At 62.4% G+C, this 22,779-nt stretch carries 21 protein-coding genes; 5 read left to right on the top strand and 16 right to left on the bottom strand.

What is annotated here, in order from left to right; all coding sequences use genetic code 11:
• Positions 1-13 precede the first annotated feature (13 nt).
• The 3 genes from K7R21_RS02165 (at position 14) to K7R21_RS02155 (ending at position 2,510) form a co-directional block, all read left to right on the top strand.
• Positions 14-376, top strand: a complete 363-nt coding sequence (locus K7R21_RS02165; protein ID WP_224981658.1) for a hypothetical protein — start codon at positions 14-16, stop codon at positions 374-376.
• Positions 377-425: 49 nt separating this feature from the next.
• Entirely contained in the window at positions 426-986 is a 561-nt protein-coding gene (locus K7R21_RS02160; protein ID WP_224981657.1) for a dihydrofolate reductase family protein, read from the top strand.
• A 219-nt stretch (positions 987-1,205) separates the two neighbouring features.
• On the top strand, positions 1,206-2,510 hold the full coding sequence (locus tag K7R21_RS02155; RefSeq protein WP_224981656.1) for an alginate export family protein: 1,305 nt from the start codon (positions 1,206-1,208) through the stop codon (positions 2,508-2,510).
• Positions 2,511-2,531: 21 nt separating this feature from the next.
• Here K7R21_RS02155 and K7R21_RS02150 read toward each other — a convergent pair whose 3' ends face one another.
• The gene (locus tag K7R21_RS02150) at positions 2,532-3,665 is read right to left on the bottom strand and encodes a potassium channel family protein (protein WP_224981654.1); all 1,134 of its coding nucleotides are present in this window, start codon (positions 3,663-3,665) and stop codon (positions 2,532-2,534) included.
• A gap of 273 nt (positions 3,666-3,938) precedes the next feature.
• Between K7R21_RS02150 and K7R21_RS02145 the strand changes: the two genes are divergently transcribed.
• A complete protein-coding gene (locus K7R21_RS02145; protein ID WP_224981652.1) occupies positions 3,939-4,799 on the top strand; it encodes an AraC family transcriptional regulator in 861 nt (286 codons plus the stop codon).
• Between the two features lie 65 nt (positions 4,800-4,864).
• Here K7R21_RS02145 and K7R21_RS02140 read toward each other — a convergent pair whose 3' ends face one another.
• Together K7R21_RS02140 and K7R21_RS02135 are read right to left on the bottom strand one after the other, a co-directional pair.
• Positions 4,865-5,029 carry a hypothetical protein gene (locus K7R21_RS02140; protein ID WP_224981651.1) on the bottom strand — a complete coding sequence of 55 codons (165 nt, stop codon included), beginning with the start codon at positions 5,027-5,029 and terminating at the stop codon, positions 4,865-4,867.
• 142 nt (positions 5,030-5,171) lie between these two features.
• Complete coding sequence (locus K7R21_RS02135) at positions 5,172-6,029, bottom strand: SDR family oxidoreductase (protein ID WP_224981649.1); 858 nt, start codon at positions 6,027-6,029, stop codon at positions 5,172-5,174.
• A 97-nt stretch (positions 6,030-6,126) separates the two neighbouring features.
• On the opposite strand from K7R21_RS02135, the gene K7R21_RS02130 reads away from it, so the two are divergent.
• Entirely contained in the window at positions 6,127-6,528 is a 402-nt protein-coding gene (locus K7R21_RS02130; RefSeq protein ID WP_224981647.1) for a winged helix-turn-helix transcriptional regulator, read from the top strand.
• Between the two features lie 7 nt (positions 6,529-6,535).
• Here K7R21_RS02130 and K7R21_RS02125 read toward each other — a convergent pair whose 3' ends face one another.
• From K7R21_RS02125 to K7R21_RS02065, 13 genes are all read right to left on the bottom strand, one after another.
• Entirely contained in the window at positions 6,536-8,185 is a 1,650-nt protein-coding gene (locus K7R21_RS02125) for a GAF domain-containing protein (RefSeq protein ID WP_224981645.1), read from the bottom strand.
• 118 nt (positions 8,186-8,303) lie between these two features.
• A complete protein-coding gene (locus tag K7R21_RS02120) occupies positions 8,304-10,304 on the bottom strand; it encodes a (Fe-S)-binding protein (RefSeq protein WP_224981643.1) in 2,001 nt (666 codons plus the stop codon).
• A gap of 90 nt (positions 10,305-10,394) precedes the next feature.
• Entirely contained in the window at positions 10,395-11,738 is a 1,344-nt protein-coding gene (locus K7R21_RS02115; RefSeq protein WP_224981642.1) for an electron transfer flavoprotein subunit alpha, read from the bottom strand.
• 8 nt (positions 11,739-11,746) lie between these two features.
• The gene (locus K7R21_RS02110) at positions 11,747-12,559 is read right to left on the bottom strand and encodes an electron transfer flavoprotein subunit beta/FixA family protein (protein ID WP_224981640.1); all 813 of its coding nucleotides are present in this window, start codon (positions 12,557-12,559) and stop codon (positions 11,747-11,749) included.
• A 99-nt stretch (positions 12,560-12,658) separates the two neighbouring features.
• Positions 12,659-13,480, bottom strand: a complete 822-nt coding sequence (locus tag K7R21_RS02105) for a CoA-transferase subunit beta (protein ID WP_224981639.1) — start codon at positions 13,478-13,480, stop codon at positions 12,659-12,661.
• A gap of 1 nt (position 13,481) precedes the next feature.
• On the bottom strand, positions 13,482-14,447 hold the full coding sequence (locus K7R21_RS02100) for a CoA transferase subunit A (RefSeq protein WP_224981637.1): 966 nt from the start codon (positions 14,445-14,447) through the stop codon (positions 13,482-13,484).
• Between the two features lie 99 nt (positions 14,448-14,546).
• Positions 14,547-15,704: an acyl-CoA dehydrogenase family protein gene (locus tag K7R21_RS02095; protein WP_224981635.1), complete on the bottom strand. Its 1,158-nt coding sequence runs from the start codon at positions 15,702-15,704 to the stop codon at positions 14,547-14,549.
• 175 nt (positions 15,705-15,879) lie between these two features.
• Positions 15,880-16,797, bottom strand: a complete 918-nt coding sequence (locus tag K7R21_RS02090; protein WP_224981633.1) for an electron transfer flavoprotein subunit alpha/FixB family protein — start codon at positions 16,795-16,797, stop codon at positions 15,880-15,882.
• 9 nt (positions 16,798-16,806) lie between these two features.
• On the bottom strand, positions 16,807-17,583 hold the full coding sequence (locus K7R21_RS02085) for an electron transfer flavoprotein subunit beta/FixA family protein (protein WP_224981632.1): 777 nt from the start codon (positions 17,581-17,583) through the stop codon (positions 16,807-16,809).
• A 28-nt stretch (positions 17,584-17,611) separates the two neighbouring features.
• Complete coding sequence (locus K7R21_RS02080) at positions 17,612-19,729, bottom strand: heterodisulfide reductase-related iron-sulfur binding cluster (protein ID WP_224981630.1); 2,118 nt, start codon at positions 19,727-19,729, stop codon at positions 17,612-17,614.
• A 90-nt stretch (positions 19,730-19,819) separates the two neighbouring features.
• A complete protein-coding gene (locus tag K7R21_RS02075; RefSeq protein ID WP_224981629.1) occupies positions 19,820-20,959 on the bottom strand; it encodes an acyl-CoA dehydrogenase in 1,140 nt (379 codons plus the stop codon).
• A 161-nt stretch (positions 20,960-21,120) separates the two neighbouring features.
• On the bottom strand, positions 21,121-21,903 hold the full coding sequence (locus K7R21_RS02070) for an enoyl-CoA hydratase/isomerase family protein (RefSeq protein WP_224981627.1): 783 nt from the start codon (positions 21,901-21,903) through the stop codon (positions 21,121-21,123).
• 18 nt (positions 21,904-21,921) lie between these two features.
• The gene (locus K7R21_RS02065) at positions 21,922-22,773 is read right to left on the bottom strand and encodes a 3-hydroxybutyryl-CoA dehydrogenase (RefSeq protein ID WP_224981626.1); all 852 of its coding nucleotides are present in this window, start codon (positions 22,771-22,773) and stop codon (positions 21,922-21,924) included.
• Positions 22,774-22,779: the final 6 nt, after the last annotated feature.

Raw genomic sequence — 22,779 nt, 5'->3', positions numbered from 1 at the left:
CAAGGAGTTTGCAATGCGTTATATCAACATCGACAAGATCCTTGCTGCCCAGCTCACCACACCGGCTGAAAACCCACTGGTCGGCGACGAAACCCGTCTCATCGACGTCTGGTTCGACGGCAGTTCGGTGCGCAAGCAGCTGTTCAAGAAGGTGCACAAAAATGAACAGGAAGCGATGGCGCAGGAACTGGAGAACCGCGGTTTCATCCGCTCCGGCAACCTCCTGATCAACCCGAAAGCGGTCCTCTTCGCCGAGATGGAGCACGAGATCGTCGGTGGTCTCGTCACCATCGGCTACCAGGACAACGGCAAACCGGTCGAGCTGAAGATGGAGACCACGGCCTTCAAGGAACTGTGCGAGCGGCTGGCGAAATAGGAAAGGCGAGCTGTCCGGAGCAGCACCAACTTTGAGGTAAGCCCCCCCTATGAAGACCCAGTACTACGCAGCGGCAAGTCTCGATGGATTCATTGCCACCGAAGACGATTCGTTGGAGTGGTTGTTTCCCTTGGGCAGTGTCGAGGAGACCAGCTATCCCGCATTTATTGCCGAAGTGGGCGCAGTGGCGATGGGTTCGGCAACCTACGAGTGGATGCTGCGTCATGCCGACGAGGTAGCCCTCGAGACCGGAACGGCGTGGCCCTATACCCAGCCCGTGTGGATCTTCTCCAGCAGGGAATTGCAGACCTTTGAGGGTGCCAACATCCACTTCGTGCGTGGTGACGTCCGGCCTGTTCACGCTGAAATGATGAAAGCGGCAGGACCCAGGAACATCTGGATCGTCGGCGGAGGCGATCTGGCCGGGCAGTTCTACGACGCCGGGCTACTGGACGAAATCATCGTTCAAGTCGGTTCGGTCACCCTCGGCAAAGGGAAGCCGCTCTTCCCGCGTCGCCTGGTCACCCCCCCTTTGACGTTGGTTTCCGTGCGGCAGTTCGGCTCAGGGTTCGCCGAACTGCGGTACCAAGTTCCAAGGTCTGCCCGGTAACGCGTGCTGGGGCCGCTCCCCCAGCCTTGTCGTCCACTCCCCTTCCCGCTTACCCTCTTTTCCCTTCCGGCTTTATTGCCACCCACGTGTGTACAACTCAGCCAATATAATTTCCTTGCTCTAAAGTTTGCCTGTGTCATGGCGAAACATCTAATATCTGCGAAGTTTACTGGCACCGGCTGTCGCGGCAGTGCTGTTTCATGGCTTAGAGGAGGTGTGATGAGAAGACTTAAAACCATATCTTTGAGCGTGGCGATGCTGTTGATAGTCGTTGCAGCTGGCTCCGCGTGGGGTGAGGATGCCCAGCCTTCCGCTGAAGGGAAGAACCTGCCTGTGGCATACCAACTCGGGGTTAATGGGTACCTGCGCCAGGAGTTAAGCCGCAACTTTGCCATAGGAGATGCGGTCTATGCTCCCGGGCACGACGAGGGGCGCTTCGTTTACCGCCTGCAGCCCTACGCGGTCTGGAACCCGGCCGATTCCGTGGGAATAAGAATTGAGGGGCAAGGTTACGGCATACGGGGCGGGTACCATCAGGATGATTCGCGGTTCGCGCTGTACCAGGGGTACGCGGACCTGTCCCTGCCGGGAAGCGAACTGCTCTCCTTGCGGGCCGGGCGGCAGGAATTCAACTACGGCAGCGGCTTTATCCTCTCCAACGACCCGTTCAACGACGGGCTCACCTTCGATTCCCTGCGTCTGAGAGTCAAACCTGCCAAGGAAGTCACCATCGACCTTTTAGGAGGGCGCTACGTCCGTCGCTTCGCCGACGACCGTAAAGGGGTCCTGGCAGGCGTCTATGCCGGCTATGCCCCTAACGACGACAGCAACGTCGAGCTTTATTCCTTTTACGATACCGGCCTCGAGGGGCGTGTAAACGGAGATCGGCTCTACGTATGGGGCGCGCGCATGACTTCGAAGTTGGGGCCGGTGGCCGTGGAGGTGGAACCGGTCTACGAGTCGGGGCGACTGACCAGCCAAGCCCTCGGCACGACAGACGACATACGCGCCTACGGCGGCCACGTCGACCTTGGCATGGAGGGGCAGTGGCGCGGCCTCAAGAACAAGATTTCGTTAGGGTATGCCCTCGGTTCCGGGAGCCAGGAGGCCGCCGACGGGATCCGCTTCAACAAGGAATTCAAAACCCCCAATAGCAATGCCTCATTCTCGGAACTGCTCAGCGTGGTAGGAGACCTCTCGGGCCTCGATGCCGGGAGCAGTCACGCCAGCGGCATCGAAAGCTACACCCTTTCCTTCGGAACGGACCTGCCTGCAAACCTGAACCTAACCTTCTGCAACCATTACTTCAGGGCCCAGGACGTCCCCAGCGGCTTCAGCAAAGATATCGGCATCGAGACCACCAGCTATCTGACCTGGACCCCCATGGACAATCTCTCCCTGATGCTGGCCTACACCCATCTTTTTAGCGGTGGTTTCTTCCGGGATGCCACGGGGACGGATCGTGGCGTCGACATAGCGTTTCTCCAGGCGCAGTTCGATCTGTCGTACAAGAAAACGAAGTAACAGGATGTAAGGAGCAAGGAATCAGAAATGCCTTTCCTCGCTCGCCTCGGGCTCTTTGTGGCGCTTGGCGGGAGGCTTCCAGAAGCTGGCCTGCCAGTTGTCCATTCCGTTTTCACGGGCCACCCAGGGGGGAAGACCGACCTTGAAATGCCGGGAGAGCGCGTTTACGTAGGGCTCGTACATGAGGCGCAGTTCGGCAAGGTCCTGCTCCAGGACGCCCCTCTCCTTCAGATCATGGCCGTTGTGGCGCAGGATGTCGCAGATCTCGTCCAGTTTCGCGGGCGGGAGCCGGTCGGTGGTCAGTTGCCGCGGCTGGGTCCTGAACACGAGCGCCAGGTCGACCACGGCATGGCGGGACATGGCGAAGGTGAGCTCTGCCTGGCGTTTGCAGGTCCCCTCCACCCCGGCCATGATCAGGGCGCAGGTGTCGAGGATTGCCGTTAATGCCGTCAGCCAGGACTGGTTATCGTGCTGGGAGCGGAAATAGGCGAGCACCGGGTAGGAAAGATGCCCTTCGAGAAACTCAGCTGACCAGCGTTCCCACTCGTGCAGCAGCTCCCGTAGCGATTCGGAGCCCCCCTGGTGGCTGTGCCTGCGCAGCATCTCCGAGGCGGTGGGAGGCGAGCCGGCGCGGGCATCGAGCAGCGAGATGCTCACCTCGCGCCGGGCGAAGGACTGGTTCAGGGCCGGCAGGTAGCTTATTATGAGGGCCAGGAAAGCGAACCCCATCCCGGATTCGATCACCACCAGCAGGCGTCCCAGGCTGGTCTTGGGCACCACGTCCCCAATGCCAAGCGTGAAGAAAGTGGTGCCGCTCAAGTAGAGGTCACTTAAGAAAAGGGTGCCGCCATCAGGGTAGAAGCACCAGGAACCGCCCCAGTGGATGAGCGCGAAGCCGGTAATCAGCACCGCGGCCCACAGGCTCAGAAGAAGGAGCAGCGACAGCGGCCCAAAGTAGCTCAACCAGGTTTCCCGGCGCTTGGGTGGCACGAAGTTGTGAATCAGCCAGGTCCAGGGACGCCAACTGCTACGGTAGAAGACCCGGGTGAAACGGAAACGGCGCGTCACCCGGCGCGGCAGGATAATGGTCTCAAACCCTTCCCACAGCACAAGAAGCACCAGTACAGCTCCAACAATCATTGCCACAATGGCCATATCTGCGTCTCCCCCCGCCGCCCGATCACATTGCTGTCACTCTCATAGCAGTGCAGAACATTCTCTCACGAAGACGGTTGGATGCAACGTTTGCCGAGGAGCAAGGAATCATAGAGCCAAAAACTTCGTGATGCCTTTTTAGGCGTTGTGACATAGAACGACAAACTTGTATGCTGTGCGGCACAGGCAGTGGGGACACATTCAGCAATTTCGGTCAGGAATCTCTCTCGAAGATCGGTTAGGATGGCCAGTGAATCGAGAGGGGCGAGGAACATGGACAGGACACAGGCATACACGGAGAGGTTCGACAGGGTGTTGCGCTACATAGAGCGGCACCTGGATGAGCCGTTGACGGTGGAGCGGTTGAGCCGGGTGGCGCACTTCTCCAAGTTCCACTTCCACCGGCAGTTCAGGCTCTATACCGGCATCGGGGTCTTCGCCTACATCCGGCTGCTGCGGCTCAAACATGCCTCTTACCGGTTAATATACCGCCGGAACGAGCGCATCATCGACATCGCGCTGGATGCGGGCTTCGACAGCCCGGAAGCCTTTGCCCGCGCCTTTCGCCAGATGTTCGGACAGTCCCCCTCTCAATTCAGAAAATCACCTCAATGGCAGCCCTGGAAGGAGCGCTTCCGGCTGCCGCCCAACGAAAGGAGTGAAGACATGGATGTGAAGATCGTGGAGTTCCCCGAGACGCGGATCGCGGTCCTGGCCCACCGGGGCGCACCCGAGAAGCTGGATGACTCGGCGCTTCGGTTCATTGAGTGGCGCAAGCAGAGCGGCCTATCGCCGGTAAAGCAGTCACTTACTTTCGGCATCGTCTACGACGATCCCTCCAACGTCGAGCCGGAGCAGTTCCGCTTTGACATCTGCGGCGAAGTTTCACAGGAGGTCCCGGAGAACCCGCAGGGGGTGTTCAACAGCGTCATTCCCAGCGGCCGCTGCGCCGTGGCGCGCCATCTCGGTTCCCACGACCGGATCGGCGACACCGTCTATCCGCTCTGCCGCGACTGGTTCCCGAAAAGCGGCGAGGAGTTGCGTGATTTCCCGCTCTTCTTCAACTACCTGAACCTGCTTCCCGACGTCGCCGAGCACGAACTGATCACCGACATCTACCTGCCGCTAAAGTAGCTAGTTTCCCCCTCGCGCAACAAGAAAGCCCGCCAAGCAACTCGGCGGGCTTTCCTGCAACTGCTCTACCTGCGCCAGCCATGCGGGCCGCGCCCGTAGTGGCCGTCATAGTCATCGTAATAGTAGCCGCGGTAGTGCCCATAATATCCGTCTACCGGCACGACAATGCAGCCCGACAGCATTGAGGACAGCACCACGAGTACAACCAGGTACCGGATTTTAGTTTTCATCTCTGTGCTCCTTTTCACCGGGACATGACCTCGTCCTCTTTAGATTATAAAGAGATTGGGGTGAAAAGTGGAAAAAGCCCGCGCGGCAACACCGGCGGGCTTTTTCTGTTGGCAACAGCCCCGAAAGGGAATGGTGAGGGCGTCAAGCGCCTGCTTTGCCTTCTGCTATGACAGCGTCCAGCGGAGTCGTGGGCCTGCCGATCAATGAGCGTAACTGGTGGCCGTCGTCGAAGAGCCCTCCTTGCGCCGCACCGCTGTCGGAATCGGCCAGGAGTGCTGCCAACGGCTCCGGAAGCCCTACCGATACCAGGAGGTTTTTGAATTCCATTTCGGGAAGGTTGACGTAGTTGACCGGCTTGCCATACTGGCGCGACACCTCGGCGGCCAACTCGGCGAGGGTGTAGGAGGTATCGCCGGCCAGTTCGTAGGTGCGCCCCCCCTGCCCTGCCGTGGTCAGCACCGCGACGGCTGCTTCCGCGTAATCGGCGCGGGCGGCCGACGCGATCCGTCCTTCGCCTGCGGAACCGTAGAAGGAGCCGTGCTCGACCGCCGGCGGGATGCTGGCAGCATAATTCTCGGTGTACCAGCCGTTACGCAGGATGACGAAGGGAATGCCGGAGTCGCGAATCAGCGTCTCGGTGGCAATGTGCTCGGCGCCAAGGCCGAGGGGTGTAGTGTCGGCGCGCAGCAGGCTGGTGTAGGCGAGCAGTTTTACCCCTGCCTTTTTGGCGGCATCGATAACGGTACGGTGCTGGTTGATGCGCTGGCCTACCTCGCTGGAGGATATGAGCAGCACCTTCTCGGCACCGGCAAGTGCAGCCCCCCAGCTATCGGGCGAGTTGTAGTCGGCCTGGCGGACCTGGACGCCCAGGGAGGCAAGGTCCTTGGCCTTGTCGGGGTTGCGGACCGCGGCGACGATGCGCGAGGCTGGTACCTTCTTGAGCAGCGATGCGATGACGAGGCGTCCTAACTGTCCGGTGGCTCCGGTGATGACGATCATGTGACTATCTCCTTTATGTGTCGGTGCGATTTATGTTACAGGTGGAGCATAGCAACAACGATTACAAAAAGTAAGTACGCACAAAAAGGTAAGTGTCATGAGTGAGCCGGAAGTAGTCAGCCTGTCGGACCAGATGCGCCGCGGGGAGCTGTTCTGTGTGCAGTGCCCGTCCCGGGAGATACTGAAGCATGTGACCAGTCAGTGGGGAGTTCTCGTGCTGGTTGCACTGATGGAAAAGACGCACCGATTCAGCGAGTTGCGGCGCAAGGTAGGCGGTGTGAGTGAAAAGATGCTGGCGCAGACGCTGCAGTACCTGGAGCGGGACGGCTTTGTCGACCGTGTTTCCTTTCCGGTGGTACCGCCGCACGTGGAATATTCATTGACCCCGCTGGGAAGGGCCATTGGAGAAAAGGTCGAGTCCCTGGCAGACTGGATCGAAAGCAACCTGCCCAGCATCATGGCCGTTCAACGGAAGGCGGACCCGGAACTCGGCGAATAACAGACGTTCACTCGCCCAGGGTGAAGTAGAAGGTAGCACCCTTACCCACCGTCCCTTCGCCCCAGATCCTGCCGCCGTGGCGCTCCACGATCTGGTGCGAGGTGGCGAGCCCTATCCCGACGCCTTCGAACTCGGAACCGTGCAGCCGTTCAAAGGGCTTGAAGAGCTTCCCCTGGTAGTCCATGTCGAAGCCGGCGCCGTTGTCGGTTACGAAGAGGGCTTCGTGGCCTGAGGCGATCGACTTGCCCACCGCGATCCTCGGGAAGGGGGTCTTCGAGGTGTACTTCCAGGCGTTGCCCAGCAGGTTACCCAGCAGCTGCTTGATAAGGTGGGCATCGCCGCGGACCATGAGCCCCGGCTCGATCTCCTGGCAGACCATCCGATGCGGTTCCGTTTCCTGGAGCATATGCAGAATAGCTGCCGCGGCGGCACTGACGTCGACAGGCTCCATGGTGAGGCTTGCCCTGGCCACCCGGGAGAGTTCCAGCAGGTGATCGATGAGCGATCCCATCTGGTTGGCGGCCCCCCGCATGCGATCAAGGTAGGTGCGGGCTTCGTAGGGTAGTTCGGGGCCATACTCCTCGATGAGGATGGAACTGTAGCTGCTGATGTGACGCAAGGGCGCGCGCAGGTCGTGTGAAACGGAGTAGCTGAACGATTCACGCTCCCGGATGGCCGCCTGCAGGTCAGCGGTACGCTGACTGACGCGCTGTTCGAGGAGCTCGTTGGCCTGCTTCAGTTCGTCTCTCTTGGCGAGGAGCTTGCTCTGCATCTGCTTCTGCTGGGCGACGTCCCAGGTAAGGTCGGCGAACAGGGTGACGGTATGGACGTCGGCCTCGGTATAGTCGGAGGACTTGTTGCCGACGCCCAAAATGGCGACCACTTCCCCGTTTCTTTGCACCGGGACCACCAGGATGCGCTCAATGGACGCGTGCCCCGGGGGAACCCCCTTGCGGTGCGGCAGACTGTTGTAGTCGTTGTAGATAAGGGCTGATCCGGAGCGCAGGCCGTCAACCCAGACGCCGGCCTCGTCCACGCTGTACTGGCGGTTCCGCTCTTCGACACGGCAGAAGTTCTCCAAGGTACTGGTGGACCACGCTTTCAAGACGACGGATCCGGTAGATGCGTCGAAGAGGTGGTAAAAGCCGATGGCGCTGTCGGTCAGCTTCTCGACTTCGTCCAGCGCGTTGGCCATCAGTTCGTCAAGTGAGTGAGCGTTCGCGTACTGGACCACGCGCAGGCGGGAGAGATGGATATCGCTGACCCGCTTCTGGCTGGAGATGTCGTGCATGGTCACGAAGACCTGGTACGGCGAGGACTCGCCGGGGCGGAACATCGGGATGGCGTTCAGGTTAAACCAGCAGAAACATCCTCTGCGCGGGTTGAAGACTCCGGCTACGGAATCGAGCACGGGACGGCCGCTGCTGAGGGCGGCCATGGAGGGGTGCTGCTCAGGGCGGAGGTCGGCACCGTCTTCGCCAATCACGCGCCATTGCGGGTTCACCGAGGTGCGCCCCATGAACTCGTCTCGCGTCAGGCCGAACATCTCGAGAGCGGCAGGATTGACGTCGGTCAGCGTTCCATCGGCGGACTGGAAGAACGCCCCTTGCGCCATCTGCTCGAACAAGGCGTGGTATTTATCTGCGTCGACTCCCATGGTGACCCTTCCCGGTTCCGGCTGGTGGCGGTGAAACCGGAAGAGGTTACCACATTAGGAGAGGGCGAAAAAGTTTTTTAATAATTCCAACAACACATCACCCGCTTTGCGTAGGCTCTCAAGCGCGCAGCCCCTCCGCCACCACCTCGGCCAGGTCCTTCACCTTGACCGAGTCCCCCTGCAGATCCTTCAGACCGTCCTCCATCATGGTCAGGCAGTACGGGCAACTGACACAGATGGTGTCGGGTTCCTGTCGCAGCGCCTCCCTGACCCGGTTCAGGTTGATCCTCTCCCCTTCCTGCTCCTCCTGCCACATCCGCCCGCCTCCGGCACCACAACAAAAGGAGCGCTTTGCGTTGCGAACGAATTCGGCGGGGGAGTCTCCGGTCGCGGCAATGAGCACCTGCCGGGGTGCCGCGTAGATGTCGTTGTGCCGCCCAAGGTAACAGGAGTCGTGGAACAACACCCGCCCCAGGTCCGCCACCCGCTGTTTCAGTTCCAGTTGACCACTCGCCATCAGCGCGGCTATCAGTTCCGAGTGGTGCACCACTTCCAGTTCGAGGCCGTACTGGCGGTAGTCGTTTTTGAGCGTGGAAAAGCAGTGCGGGCACTGGGTGACGATTTTTTTCACGCCGCGCTCGGCGAGGAGGTTGACGTTGTCTCGCGCGGTGCGGTCGAAGACGTACTCGTTGCCCAGGCGGCGCAGGCTGTCGCCGCAGCAGCGCTCGTCCTTGCCTAGCGTGCCCCAGGAAACGCCGGCCGCGTCGAGGATGGTGGCGAGCGCCACCGTCACCTGCTTTTGCCGTGCATCGAAAGCTCCCGCGCAGCCGACGTAGAGGAGATATTCGGTCCGCCCCTCTTCGAATGGCCTGACCTGCAGGGTGCCATGCCACTTGGTACGTTCGGTCGGAGCGATGCCCCACGGGTTGCTACGGGCTTCGATGTTCTCGAAAAAGGTGGTGAGTTCCTCCGGGAAGGAGGCCTTCATCTGCACCAGGTGGCGACGCATCTTGACGATCTTGGGCATATGCTCGATGAGCACCGGACAAACGCTCATGCAGGCCCCGCAGGTGGTGCAGGCCCAGATGGCGGCCTCGCCGGTGCTCCCCTCACCCGGCTTCGTCTCTCCAGCCGCCTCGATGAGTGGCAGACGCGGTGTATCGCCAGTGCGGAGGGCAGCGCCGTTGGCAAGGAGGTTGGTCTTGATGGCGTGGATTACGCCGCGGGGATTGAGCGACTTTCCCGTCCCGGCGGCGGGGCAGGTTTCCTGGCACCGGCCACACTCGGTGCAGGAGAAGGAGTCGAAGAGATCCTTCCAGGTGAACTCATCCACCCGCCCCACCCCAAAGTGCTTCCCCCTGGCAAATTCCTCGCGGGGCTGCGTGTTGGGCCGATTAAGGTCGCCAAGGAAGCAGTTGGGGATGGCGGTGAGAATGTGCATGTGCTTGCTCTGCGGAAGGTAGGCGAGAAAGGAAAGCAGCGCGAGAGCGTGCAGCCACCAGGACCAGCTGGCTAGGGTGGCGGCATCCAAACCGAGTGGCGCCAACAGGTTGGCAGCGATGAAGGCGGAGGCCGGGAGCACGGAGGCGGGCTCGCTGCCGAGGGCGATCCGGGCGGCATGAAGGCCGAAGTAGGCCAACATGAGCACGACGATCAGGGAAAGGATCAGCAAGGCTTCGGGGCTGCGCGCCTTGACGTAGTCGCTGGTCAGGGAGGGTTCGGGGAAGAAGAGCCTGCGGGCGAAGGCGAACAGGACGCCGAAGAGGGCCAACAGGGAGACCAGGTCGAAGACAAAGAGCAGCGTGTGCTGGATCGGCGTGGGGAGCATCGCGAGGCTTGCCTGCGGCAGCAGGCCGCTGACCAGGAATTCGGCGTTGGCGACGGCGAGGATGATGAAGGACCAGAAGATGACGAAGTGGTTCGCGCCGAAAGTTCTGTCGAGCACCCGCTCTTGGCCGAAGGCGAGCCGGAGCATGCGTGAGAAGCGTGTCCCCGGTGAGTCAAGCCGGTAATTGGGCCGCCCGAGCGCAACGAGGCTGAACCGGCGGTAGCAGCCGATGACGAAGGCGGAGGTGGAGAGCGCCAAGAGGAATGCGAAGAGTTTGGGATTTGGTGACATGGTGAATCCTTTTTTCCTCACGCAAAGCCGCAAAGGCGCAAAGACAATTCTTTTGTTCTTGGCGCCTTTGCGGCTTTGCGTGAGGCGGTTTTACCCGTTGCAGCAGATGGCAGTTTCCGGCGCCTTCTGTTTCAGGCTCCGCAGCCGCTCGGTAAGGGCGGGGACGACTTCGAACAGATCACCCACGATGCCGAGATGGGCGACCTCGAAGATGGGCGCCTCCGGGTCACGATTGATGGCGATGATCAGGTCGGAGTCCTGCATGCCGACCAGGTGCTGAATGGCTCCGCTGATGCCGCAGGCAACGTAGATCTTGGGGCGCACGGTCTTGCCGGTCTGCCCCACCTGCCGCTCGTGCGGCATCCACCCGGCATCTACGGCGCTGCGCGAGGCGCCGACAACCCCGCCCAGCTCGTCGGCCAGCTCCTGCAGCAGGATGAAGTTCTCTTTCCCCATCATGCCGCGCCCACCGGAGACAATGAACTCGGCGCCAGCGACGTCCACCTGGTCCTTCTTCCGGTCCGAGACCACCGCCAGCACCTTGGTGAGCATGTCCTCTTCCATGACCCCGCTCGCGGCTCGGATGACCGGGCCGCTTTTGCCCTCGACGCGCTCCGGCAGCGGCATGACGTGGGGGCGAACGGTGGCCATCTGGGGACGGAACTTGTCACACATGATGGTGGCCATGATGTTGCCGCCGAAGGCGGGACGGGTCTGCATCAGGTTGCGCCGGTCATCGATGCCGAGCCCGGTGCAGTCCGCGGTGAGCCCGGTGCCGACCACGGTGGCGACGGCTCCGGCCAGGTCCCGTCCCAGACCGGTCGCTCCCATGAGCACGATCTCCGGCTTATAGCTCTCGATCAGCCGGCAGACTGCCTTCAGGTAGGCCTCGGTGCGGTAGTGGCGGAACACCGGCTCGTCCACGAGGTAGGCATGGTCCGCCCCGTAACAGAATGAGTGGTAGCAGAGTTCCTCGACGTGCGACCCGATCACGACCGCCGAAAGCGGCACCCCCAGGGTGTCGGCCAGCTCACGCCCCTTCCCCATCAGCTCCCAGGAAACCCGGGCCGACTCCCCTTCGGTCTGCTCCACGAAGACCCAGACACCGCGGTAGGCCGCCAGCTTCTCCGCGAGGGCACGCGTCTCCGGGTCGGCTTCTTCCGTATCGGTGCCGCTGGCCAGCGCCAGCTCTTCCAGTATCCGCCGCTCTTCTTCCGTAAAGACGACTTCCAGCGCCTGGGCCGGGCAGACCTTGACGCACTTGACACAGCCGATGCACTTGGACGCGATGATCTCCGGCTCGCCGCCACCGGTCATCTCGACGGCGTCCACCGGGCAGGCGCTTTCGCAGCGTCCGCCGCAGGCGATGCACCGTCCTTCGATCAGCTGTGCCTTGCCCCGCGGTTTTTTCACCCCTCGCTTCGCCTCGGTCATCACGTCTCCTATACGACGAGCAGATCCCTGCTCAAAAGTCTGTCGACCAGCAGGTGGGCCGCGCCTGCCGGATCGGCAGCCCCGTCCCCTACGATCTCCCCCTTTTCACGCTGCGGTGAGAAGATACGGCTTACCCAGGTCGGGGAACCTTTCAGGCCGATACCGTTCTGGTCGAGTTGCAACTCCTGGTTGGTCCAGACCTGCACCGCCGCCGCCTCGGATTCCAGCCGCATAGGGACGGTCGGATAGCGGGGGAGGTTCACCTCGCGCACCACGGTGAGCAGCACGGGGAGCGGAGCCTCCACGGTCTCGTGGCGCCCTTCCAGCTTGCGCCGCACCGTAATCCGTCCCTGGAACGGGTCAAGCTTGTCAATCCGATCCACCAGGGTGAGTTGGGTGTAGCCAAGTCGCGTGGCGATGCCAGGCCCAACCTGGGCCGTATCACCGTCGATGGTCTGTTTGCCGCAAATGACGATGCCGACCTGCTCCTGCTGATTCAGCCTTTCGATCGCTTCGGAGAGTACCCGGCTGGTGGCAAGGGTGTCCGCTCCGCCGAAGACGCGGTCGGAGAGGAGGATGGCCTCATCCACCCCGAGAGCCAGCGCCTTTTTCAGCGTGGCCTCCGCGTTGGGAGGACCCATGGAAACCGCGGCGACCCGAAAGCCGAACTGGTCCTTGAGCCTGAGGGCCTCCTCCAGGGCATGGGCGTCGTACGGGTTGACGATGAAGGGGATCCCTTCGCGCACCAGGGTATTGGTGACGGGGTCGATCTGTACCTGGGTGGTGTCCGGCACCTGTTTGATGCAGGCTACGACTAGCATTACCAACCTCGTTGACGTTGACGTAAGATGGAGATCGTCCTTAAAAAAAACCCTCTCCTGGAAGAGGGCAAAAAAACCCGAGGCCGCGAGGGCGGAGAGCTACCCCCGCTTCACCTTGGGAATAAAGATCTGCTCCGGGTCGAGCACCTCGTGGATGAAGTGCAACTCCTCCCTGGTGGGAGGGAGCGTCTCGCCGCTGACCCGCGAGATGTCGAGGTCGAACTGGCACATGTCCCGGATCTGCTCCGGCGTGTTGCCCGCGTGACAGGTATCGAGGTAGATGCGCCCGCTTTCCTCGTCGAAGCGGAAGACACCGAGTGTCGAGATGACGGCCGAAGGGCCGCCGCGGTACGCCGCGCCGTAGAGTTCGCGCCGGTGCACAGTTTCGCCGCTGGGCCAGTTGCGCACCCGCCATCCGGGGCTGGTGATGTAGCTCACCTGCTCGGTGAAGCGGCGCTTCTCGTGCACCATGATGAAAACGGTGCGCCTGGCGAAGGAGTTGATGTCGGGGTTGCCGCCGCTGCCGGTCAGGCGCAGTTCGGGGCTCAGGTAATCGCCGATGCAGGTGGTGTTGACGTTGCCGTACTGGTCCACCTCGGCGCCGCCCAGGAAGCCCAGGTCTACGTAGCCGCGCTGGGCGATGCTGAAGGCGTCGTGCAGGCCGGAGGAGCGCGAGGCGCCCATCTCGCAGCGGGCGTCCCCGACCGAGGTGGGGATCTCGGGGGGGCGGCCGTCCAGCGTCCCCGCCTCGAAGATCAGCTTGAGGTTCGGCGCGTGGGTCTTTTGTGCCAGCATGATGGCCACCATGGGGAGGCCGGTGCCGGCGAAGACGATCTCGTTGTCCTGCACTTCGCGGGAGGCGGCGCAGCAGAGGAGATCGGCCAGTCCGTATTCTTCCGGTGTCGCGAACTCTTTGTTCATGTCACTGCCCCCTTTTCACGCCGGTGCTGTACTTGAGGGCGGTGTTCGCCTTCAGGTTGAGCATCTTCGGCCAGCCGAGCTTCTCGAGGTAACCCAGGTGGTCCAGGCCGTGGATCCATTCTTTGGCGAAGTCATCGAACCCTTCCTGGGTTCTGGTCCTGGTGTAGAAATCCTTGAGGAAGGCGCCGTCCACGTCGTAGCGGCCGAACATGCCAGTGGGGTGGGCGCCGAAGGGGACCTCGACGATGTGATCCACCTCGAAGCTGGTGATGGTGTTCAGGTCGCTGTCGCGCCGCAGGTACTCTTCCGGGACGATCTCTTCCGCCATGACGATGGTGACGTCGGCCGCCCTGGCCACCTCCGGATCGGAGTAGAACTGGCCGTTCACCCGCACCGTCCCCTCCTCCCCCACCTGCTGGACGCAGAGGATGGCGACGTCCACCTTGGCTGCGGGGACCATGACCTGGGCGCCAGCGCCGAAGAAGGGGTCTTCGGTGAAGCGGTACTTGTGCTTCGGTATGCGCCTGCCGTCGCGGAGCCCGGCGTTGCCCAGCGTGTCGTAGGCGGGGTTGTGAATGTCGGTGCCGAGCGAGGTCTGGGTCACGGCGTAGGGGGCGCCCGAGGCGGCTGCGCTGAAGCGGAACAGCATCTCGGCGTGGCTGTAGTCCTCGACCAGGATCTCCTTGTTGCCCACCTTCCTGGAGAGGTTGGCGCCGTACTTGCCATAGAGCTCGTGGCCGACCCAGCAGGACTCCCAGATGTCGACGCATCCGGCGCCGACCAGGAACTCGGTCTGCGGCCCGCCGTTCACCTCGATGAGGTGGAGCCCCTTCCTCCGTTGCCGGATCAGCTCGTAGACCAGCGCGAAGGGGCGCCGCCAGATGGTGAAGCCGGAAAAGGTCAGGCTGGAGCCGTTCTTCACGATCTCGGCCGCCTGCTGCAACGTGATCCGCTTGCCGCTACTCATGCGTCCCTCCTTAAAGGCAGATTGAGATTAAGACTAAGATTAAGATTGAGGGTAAGACAAAGGCCGTTCTTAATCTTTATCTCAGTCTCAGTCTCAGTTTTAGCTGTGGTTCTTCAGGATTTCACGGGCGATGATGACTCGTTGGATTTCACTGGTCCCCTCGTAGATCGAGGTGATGCGGACGTCGCGGGCGTAGCGCTCGACCGGGAATTCGGCGGTGTAGCCGTAGCCCCCAAGCATCTGCACCGCGTTGTAGCAGGCGCGGTTGGCGGCCTCGGTGGCGAAGAGCTTCGCCATGGACGCCTCCTTGGCGAAGGGGCGGCCGCTCTCCTTGCGGAAGGCGGCGTTCATCAGCAGCAGGCGCGCCGCCTCCAGTTCGGTGTAGCTGTCGGCGATCTTCCACTGGGTGGCCTGGAAGCTGCTGATCTTCTGCCCGAACTGCACCCGCTCGGTGCTGTACCGGGTGGCGTAGTCCATGGCGGCAAGGCCGATTCCGAGCGCCAGGGAGCCGATGCCGATCCTCCCGCCGCCCAACTCGGCGACGGCGATGCGGAAGCCGTCGTTCAATTTCCCCATCAGTGCGTCCTTCGGGATACGGCAGTTGTCGAAGACCAGCTCGTTGGTGGCCGAGGCGTGCTGTCCGGTCTTCTCCTCCTGCTTGCCGATCACCAGGCCCGGCGTACCCTGCTCCACCAGGAAGCAACTGATCCCCTTCCCTTTGGGTGCCTCCTTATCGGTCACCGCCCATACCACGAAGACGCCGGCGTAGGGCGCGCTGGTGATGAAAATTTTGGAGCCGTTCAGCACCCAGCTGTCGCCGTCGAAGACGGCCGTGGTGGTCATGCCGGCGGGATCGGAACCGGCGCCGGTCTCGGTGAGGGCAAAGCTCCCGGCGGCGTAGGCGCCGGAACAGATGCGGGGGATGTACTTCTCCTTCTGCTCCTGCGAACCGATGGCCTGGATCACCTCGCAGACCATGTTGTTCACTGAAACGGTGACCGCGGTGGAGGCGCAGGCGCGGGCGATCTCGGTCATGGCCACGCTGAAGGCGATCACGCCGGCCTCGGAGCCGCCGTATTCCGCTTCGACGTTCAAGCCCATGAAACCCAGCTCTGCCAGCTTCTTCAGGTTGGCGAGGAACGCGGGGTGATCCCCCTCCCGGTCCAGCTTGGCCGCGAGCGGCTCCAACTCGGAACGGGCAAAGTTGCGGGCGGTCTCCTGGATCAGCTTCTGCTCTTCGGTAAGATCGAGAAACATCGGTGTCTCCCTCTTTTCAATCGGTTACGTTTGGGGTTGCGTGGCACGCCCGCGGGCTTCCCCCTCCCTAGCCCTCCCCCTCCTGGGGAGGGGACGTACCTTCAGTCCAACTTCCCTCTCCCTCTGGGAGAGGGGATTGGCGGATGTTCGTCGTTAAACAGGACCGGTTACGTTGTCATCTCGCGCACTTGGCGGTGAAGGCCGGGACGAACTGCATCACGTCCGCCACGACCAGGACGTCGGCGATCTCGCCAATGGGGGCGTCCTTGTCCTTGTTGATGGCCACGATGAAGTCGGCCCTTTTCATGCCCGCCAGGTGCTGGATGGCGCCGCTGATGCCGCAGGCGACGTAGAGCTTGGGGCTCACCGTCTGGCCGGTGGTGCCGACCTGGTGGCTGTGATCAACCCAGCCGGCATCGACCACCGGGCGGCTCGCGCCGAGCTCGCCACCAAGCGCATTGGCCAGGGCGGCGATGACCGGGACGTTGTCCTTCTTGCCCACGCCGCGGCCGGCGCTCACGATGATCTCGGCTTTGCTGAGATCGACCCCCTTCTGCTCGGCGGCTTCGTACCCCACGAACTCGATGGCGGAGGCGGTGCCGGATAGCTCCAGCTTTTCCAGTTGCGGCGTCCCCTGCGGTTCGCCGGACGGGCTGAAGGCGCCCGCCTGGATGGTGAGAACACAGCGGCCGCTTTTCGGCGTCACGGTCCGGCGCAGTTTGGCGTTGCAGGCGTTCACCTCGTAGGCGCCCTCGTTGAGCGCCACAATCTCGGAGACCTGCCCGGCCCTCAAGGCCACCGCGACGCGGGGAGCGAGGTCCCAGCCGTAGGAGGAGTGGACGAAGACGATGCAGTCCGGGTTCTCCTTCTCGACGGCCTGCAGTACCAGCTGCTTGTGCAGGTCCGGGTTGTACTCTCCGTACGTGGCGGCATCGGCGAGGTAGACCTTGCCATCATATTTGGGGAGGTCCGCTTCGCTCCCCACCACCAGCATGACGCTGTCGGCGCCGAGGCGATCGGCGAAGGCCTTGAGTTCATAGGTGGTATCGAGGAGCTTTCCCTGCCGGTATTCCCCTATCAGTAACGCTTTCATGGTCTCCTCCTATCTGAGCACCGCGGTCTTTTCTTTCAGGATCCCCATCAGCCGGTCCACCTGGACACCGATCTCCCCTTCCAGCACCAGGCCGCCGCCTTTCTTGGCGGGCGGGTAGATGGCCGCGGTGGCGGTCAGTTCCGCTTCGCCGGACAGCTCGGCCGGAGTCAGCGCGGCGATCTCTTTCTTCTTGGCCTTCATGATGTTGGGCAGGGTCGGGTAGCGCGGGGTGTTGAGCCCCAACTGGCAGGTGACCAGCGCCGGGAGCTTCAGCTTCGCCACTCCCTTGATCCCCCCTTCCAGCTCCCTCTTGACGGTGATGGTGCCGCCGTCATAGCTGAAGCCGACCAGGGTGGTGGCGCAGGAGAGGCCTAAGAGTTCCGCCACGATGACGCCAACCTGGGCCGACCCGCGGTCCTGGGACTGCATCCCTGTGAAGATCAGGTCGAAGTTTTCGCCCTTGGCGTAGCTCGCGATCATCGAGGCGATCTGCCAGGGATCCTTCTGGTAGTACCGGTCGTCCCGGATATGGACGGCGCGGTCGCCGCCCATGGCAAGGGCCTTCTTGATCGCCTCCACCGTCCGCTCGGGGCCGATGGACACGACCGTGATCTCGGGCTCGCCGCCCAGTTGCTCCTTGAGCTGGACCGCCTGCTCCACCGCGTACTCGTCGTATTCGTTCATGCGGAAAGCGAGGTCACCCTCGTCGTACCAGGTCTTGTCGCCGTTGGGCCTGAAGCGGGACTCCATGTCCGGCACCTGTTTGATGCATACCAGTATCTTCATAGCTTCCTCCTCTGGATTCTTCGCGGCGTTATGCCGATACACCTTCCGCAGCCGCCAGCCGTTCTTCTTCCGGCACCGCAGGCTCGATTCTCCCGGCCACCTTGGCCAGGGCGGTCACGGCGGCGATACTCAGTTCCGGCCCCGCCTTCCCTATCTCGAGCGGCGTCGCCAGTCGTTCGACCACCACCTCGGCCAGGTCCCGCACCGCCAGTTTTCCTTCGCAATCTCCGGTCTTGATGCCGTCCTCGAACATGGTCAGGCAGAAGGGACAGTTGGATACGATCAGCGGCGCGCCGGTTGCCTCGGCCATCTTGACCCGCTGCACGTTGATCCGGCTCCCCAGCTTTTCCTCGGCCAGGATCCGGCCGCCGCCAGCGCCGCAGCAGAAGCTCTCCAGCCCCGACCTCTGCATCTCGTTGATCCTGCCACCAGCGACGTGCAGCACGTTGCGCGGTTGCTCCATGATCCCCTGGTAGCGACCCAGGTAGCAGGAGTCGTGGTAGGTGTAGTCGAACTGGTGCGGAGCGAGGGCAAGTGTCCCTTCGCCGATGAGCCGGTCGATGAAGACGGTGTAGTGTTCCACCTCCACGTCGAGCCCGAGGTCGCGGTAATCGCGCCCGAGCGTGTTGAGACAGTGGGGACAGGTGGTCACGATCTTCTTTACGCCGTACCCCTTGATCAGCTCGATGTTCTCCTGCGCGGTCATCTGGTACAGGTACTCGTTGCCCAGCTTGCGCAGCGGCTCACCGCAGCAGCGCTCCTCCTTGCCCAGGATGCCGACGCTCACCCCCGCCGCGTCGCAGATCTTCACGAAGCTCTTGGCAACCTCCTGGTTCCTCTTGTCGAAGGAGGCGTAGCAGCCGACGAAGTAGAGGATGTCGGCATCCTCTCCGTCAGAGAGGTGCCGCACCGGAAGGCCGTCGGACCACTTACCACGCTCGGCATAGGCCATGCCGAAGGGGTTGCCATTGACCTCGACGTTGTTGGCCGCGACCATGACCTCCTCGCCGGGGAATTCCCCCTGCATGAGCACCAGGTTGCGCCGCATCTCGATGACCTTGTTGACATGTTCCACCTGCGCCGGGCAGATCTCCTGGCAGGAGCGGCAGGTGGTGCAGGACCAGAGCGCGTCCCGTCCCACCGTCTCGATCAGGTCCGCCTGCGGCGCCGTGCACGCGGTCTCTCCTATCTGCTGCACCACCTGCATCGGGGAGAGCGGTTTCTCCGTGTTGAAGGCGGGACAGCGGTCCTGGCACCGCTTGCAGCTGGTGCAGGCGTCGGCGTCGAAGATGTCTTTCCAGGTCAGGTCGGCGACCTTATCCACCCCGAAATGCTCCACACCTTCCGCCTCGAGATCGATGGTGTCGATGCTCCCCTTGGGCCTGAGATCGACGATGAGGTAGTTGGCGGGGGTGGTAATCAGGTGACGGAACTTGGTCCAGGGGATGGCGGCGATGAAGCCGGTGACCAGCAGGAAGTGGCACCACCACCAGAGCCGGTGCAGCTCTTTGAGGGACTGGAGGTCGAGCGCGGCGAACTGGCCGGCGACGAAGAGCCCTATCGGCGAAAAGCGGGCCAGGTCCGGGTTCTGACGCAGCTCCGTGGCGGCCATGCGCACGCCTTCGGCGAAGAAGCCGGTGACGATGATGGCGGAAAGCAGGCCGTGCATCAGGTAATCGTCGCGGGTGATCTTGAGCCCCTCAGGACGAACCACGAAACGCCTGAGCGCCAGCCCGAATAGGGTGACCAGCGCGGCCAGGCCGGCCAGGTCCAGCACCAGCGAGTAAGCCTTGTAGAAGCCGCCGGTGAGAATCTTGACGCCGAAGAGCGGCTGAGAGAAATCGGCCTGGGCCATGACCAGGAGCGTCCCGATGAACAGGACCACGAAGCCCCAGAAGAAAAGTGCATGCGGGATGCCGGGGCCGGCGACGCGGAGCACCCTGATCTGGCCGAAGAGGTTGGTTGCCATCAGCGTGACCCGTTCGCGCAGGTTGTCCAGGCGGTTGAGGGGCTTCCCCTGCCTGTAGACCTCGACCCGCTTCCAGCACCCGTAGGCGCAGGCGGCGAAGGCGAGCAGCGTGAGCAGGTACATCGGGAGCACCACGCCATGCCCTACGTTCCAATAGATTTCCCTGGTAGCTTCCATGAGTCACTCCTGCGTGTTGACCGATGCGGATTGCCTCTGCCCGGCTTCCCCCCTCCCAGCCTCCCCCCTCCGGGGGGAGGAGTGAAGGCCTTACGAGAGCAGTATCTTCGAGATGACCACGCGTTGCACCTCGTTGGTACCTTCGTAGATCTCGGTGATCTTGGCGTCGCGGAACATACGCTCCACCTCGTAGTCGCAGATGAAGCCGTAGCCGCCGTGGATCTGGATCGCCTCCTTGGTGACGTAGGTGGCCGCCTCGGAAGCGAGCATCTTGCACATCGCCGACTCCGCCGTGTAGTTCTTCTTGGCGTCCTTCAGGCAGGCGGCCTTGTAGGTCATCAGCTTGCTGGTCTCGATGCGGGTGTACATGTCGGCCAGCTTGAACTGGACCGCCTGCAGTTCACAGATGGGGTGGTCGAACTGCTTGCGCTCCTTGGAGTATGCCAGCGCCCGCTCGAAGGCACCCTCGGCGATGCCAAGCGCCTGGGAGGCGATGCCGATGCGCCCGCCGTTCAGGGTGTCCATGGCGATCTTGAAACCCTGCCCTTCCTGCCCGAGAAGGTTCTCCGCCGGGATGCGCACGCCGTCCAGGGCGAAGGCGGTGGTGTAGCTGCCGCGGATGCCGAGCTTGTTTTCGTTCTTGAGGATTTCGACCCCGGGGGAGTTGAGGTCGATGATGAAGGCGGAGACCCCCTTGTGCTTCAGGCTCTTGTCCGAGGTGGCAAAGAGGACGCCGGTGCCGCGGTAGCCGCCGTTCGTGATGAAGATCTTGGAGCCGTTGATGACGAACTCGTCCCCTTCGCGCCGGTAGGTGGTCGAGATGGCACCTGCGTCGCTGCCGGCGTCGGGCTCGGTGAGGAGGAAACAGCCGATGACCTTGCCGGTGTTCAGTGCCGGGAGCCACTTCTTCTTCTGGGCTTCGGTGCCGAAGGTGTAGATCGGGCCGCAGGCGAGCGAGGTATGCGCCGAGATGAGCACGCCGCTGGAGCCGCAGGCCTTGGAGACCTCCTCGACCACGATGGCGTAGGAGAGCATGTCGAGGCCGGCGCCGTCGTACTCCTCGGGGAAGTAGCTGCCGAGGAAACCCATCTCCGCCATCTTGTTGACCAGCGAGTCGGGGATCATGTGCTCTTCGTCGATCTTCATCGCGATCGGCTTGATCTCCTTCTCAACGAACTCGCGCACCGAATCCCTCAATACCTTGTGGTCCTGGCTCAATTCGAAATCCATCGCATCCTCCTGTTATGGTTACCGTTTAGAGAACGATTCGTGTCTACTCTTCCCCCTCTCCCTCCGGGAGAGGGGCAGGGGTGAGGGAGCGCGCCAGCCAACAGCCCTCTCACCCGGCCTTCGGCCACCCTCTCCCGGAGGGAGAGGGACATGCCTCGCCGCTATTTCCCCTGGAACTGGGCCTTGCGCTTCTCCACGAAGGCGCCCATCCCTTCCTTCTGGTCCTCGGTGGCGAAGAGGACGCCGAAAAGGGAACTCTCGTAGCGGAAGCCGTCCTCCTTGGTCATGTTGAGCCCGTTGACGATGGCGTTCTTGGCGTAGCCGACGCCGAGGCTGCCGTTTTTCGCGATCTCCCGCGCCAACTCCAGGGCCTTTGCCGCAAGCTCCGCCTGGGCGACCACCTCGTTGACGATGCCCCACGCTTGGGCCTTCTGGGCGTTGATCATCCGTCCGCTATAGACCAGTTCCTTGGCCCGGTTGGGACCGATGAGACGGGAGAGGTTCTGGGTGCCGCCAAAGCCGGGGATGATGCCCAGGGTGACCTCGGGGAAACCGAGCTTGGCGTTGTCGGAGGCGTAGATCACGTCGCAGGCGAGGGCCAGTTCCAGGCCGCCCCCCAGGGCGTAGCCGTTGACCGCGGCGATCACGGGCTTAGTCATCTTCTCCATGAAGAGCATGACCCTCTGCCCCTGGAGGGCGAAACGGTGCCCCTCGAAGGAGGTCATGTCAGCCATTTCCTTGATATCCGCGCCGGCGACGAACGCCTTTTCTCCCGCTCCGGTGAGGATCACCACCCGCACGGCGGCGTCCTGCTCCAGCTTGTAGAGGGCGCACTCCAGTTCGCCAAGGACCTGGCTGTTCAGCGCGTTCAGGCTTGCCGGCCGGTTCACCGTGACCGTGGCGATCCCCTCGACGATTTCGCAAAGGATGTTCTGGTTTTCCATGTCGATCGCTCCCCGGGCCTAGCCCTGATAGTCGTAGAATCCCTTGCCCGACTTCTTGCCGAGGTACCCGGCGTTGACCATGTTCACCAGGAGCGGGCAGGGACGGTACTTGGGATCCTTGAAGCCGTCATGCAGGACATTGCAGATGGCGAGCACGGTATCGAGGCCAATGAAGTCAGCGAGGACCAGCGGCCCCATGGGCTGGTTGGTGCCCAGTTTCATCCCCTTGTCGATGTCCTCCGCCGTGGCAATCCCCTCGTAGAGCGCGAAGATCGCCTCGTTGATCATCGGGATAAGCACGCGGTTCACGATGAAGCCGGGGTAGTCCTTGGCGACTGCCATCTCCTTGCCGAGCCGCGCGACCAGGGCGCCGATGGCCTGGAAGGTCTCCTCGCTGGTGCCCAGGCCCCGGATCACTTCGACCAGGGTCATGATCGGCACGGGGTTCATGAAGTGCATGCCGATCACCTTGTCGGGGCGCCTGGTGCAGGCCGCGATGCGGGTGATGGAGATGGAGGAGGTGTTGGAGGCGAGGATGGCCTCTTGCGGCACGATTTCGTCCAGCTTCTTGAAGAGTTCGAACTTGAGGTTTTCGTTCTCGGTCGCCGCCTCCACCACCAGGTCGCACTGGGCGAAGTCCTTCAGCTCCTTAGTGGCGGTGATGCGCGCCATGATCCCTTCTATGCTGGTGGTGAAGATGACCCCTTTCCTCGCCTGGCGCTCCAGGTTCTGCTCGATGGATTTGAGCGCCTTGTCCAGCTGAGCCTGGGAGATGTCGTAGAGCAGAACCTGGTACGCGTGCTGCGCAAAGACGTGAGCGATGCCGCTCCCCATCTGGCCGGCCCCTATGACGCCTACTACCTTGAACATGTCAAC

Source organism: Geomonas agri, assembly GCF_020179605.1.
In the GTDB taxonomy this organism is placed as follows: domain Bacteria; phylum Desulfobacterota; class Desulfuromonadia; order Geobacterales; family Geobacteraceae; genus Geomonas; species Geomonas agri.
The sequence above is the reverse complement of the archived record's forward strand: the minus strand, read 5'-3'. Positions and strand labels throughout refer to the sequence as shown.

Bases quoted from the DNA above. Each gene is read 5' to 3' on its own strand.
- K7R21_RS02145 (WP_224981652.1), top strand. From the start codon at position 3,939: ATGGACAGGACACAGGCATACACGGAGAGGTTCGACAGGGTGTTGCGC.
- K7R21_RS02110 (WP_224981640.1), bottom strand. From the start codon at position 12,559: ATGCTAGTCGTAGCCTGCATCAAACAGGTGCCGGACACCACCCAGGTA.
- K7R21_RS02130 (WP_224981647.1), top strand. From the start codon at position 6,127: ATGAGTGAGCCGGAAGTAGTCAGCCTGTCGGACCAGATGCGCCGCGGG.
- K7R21_RS02085 (WP_224981632.1), bottom strand. From the start codon at position 17,583: ATGAAGATACTGGTATGCATCAAACAGGTGCCGGACATGGAGTCCCGC.
- K7R21_RS02165 (WP_224981658.1), top strand. From the start codon at position 14: ATGCGTTATATCAACATCGACAAGATCCTTGCTGCCCAGCTCACCACA.
- K7R21_RS02070 (WP_224981627.1), bottom strand. From the start codon at position 21,903: ATGGAAAACCAGAACATCCTTTGCGAAATCGTCGAGGGGATCGCCACG.
- K7R21_RS02115 (WP_224981642.1), bottom strand. From the start codon at position 11,738: ATGACCGAGGCGAAGCGAGGGGTGAAAAAACCGCGGGGCAAGGCACAG.
- K7R21_RS02080 (WP_224981630.1), bottom strand. From the start codon at position 19,729: ATGGAAGCTACCAGGGAAATCTATTGGAACGTAGGGCATGGCGTGGTG.
- K7R21_RS02095 (WP_224981635.1), bottom strand. From the start codon at position 15,704: ATGTTTCTCGATCTTACCGAAGAGCAGAAGCTGATCCAGGAGACCGCC.
- K7R21_RS02155 (WP_224981656.1), top strand. From the start codon at position 1,206: ATGAGAAGACTTAAAACCATATCTTTGAGCGTGGCGATGCTGTTGATA.
- K7R21_RS02135 (WP_224981649.1), bottom strand. From the start codon at position 6,029: ATGATCGTCATCACCGGAGCCACCGGACAGTTAGGACGCCTCGTCATC.
- K7R21_RS02125 (WP_224981645.1), bottom strand. From the start codon at position 8,185: ATGGGAGTCGACGCAGATAAATACCACGCCTTGTTCGAGCAGATGGCG.
- K7R21_RS02160 (WP_224981657.1), top strand. From the start codon at position 426: ATGAAGACCCAGTACTACGCAGCGGCAAGTCTCGATGGATTCATTGCC.
- K7R21_RS02065 (WP_224981626.1), bottom strand. From the start codon at position 22,773: ATGTTCAAGGTAGTAGGCGTCATAGGGGCCGGCCAGATGGGGAGCGGC.
- K7R21_RS02120 (WP_224981643.1), bottom strand. From the start codon at position 10,304: ATGTCACCAAATCCCAAACTCTTCGCATTCCTCTTGGCGCTCTCCACC.
- K7R21_RS02100 (WP_224981637.1), bottom strand. From the start codon at position 14,447: ATGAGTAGCGGCAAGCGGATCACGTTGCAGCAGGCGGCCGAGATCGTG.
- K7R21_RS02090 (WP_224981633.1), bottom strand. From the start codon at position 16,797: ATGAAAGCGTTACTGATAGGGGAATACCGGCAGGGAAAGCTCCTCGAT.
- K7R21_RS02150 (WP_224981654.1), bottom strand. From the start codon at position 3,665: ATGGCCATTGTGGCAATGATTGTTGGAGCTGTACTGGTGCTTCTTGTG.
- K7R21_RS02105 (WP_224981639.1), bottom strand. From the start codon at position 13,480: ATGAACAAAGAGTTCGCGACACCGGAAGAATACGGACTGGCCGATCTC.
- K7R21_RS02075 (WP_224981629.1), bottom strand. From the start codon at position 20,959: ATGGATTTCGAATTGAGCCAGGACCACAAGGTATTGAGGGATTCGGTG.
- K7R21_RS02140 (WP_224981651.1), bottom strand. From the start codon at position 5,029: ATGAAAACTAAAATCCGGTACCTGGTTGTACTCGTGGTGCTGTCCTCA.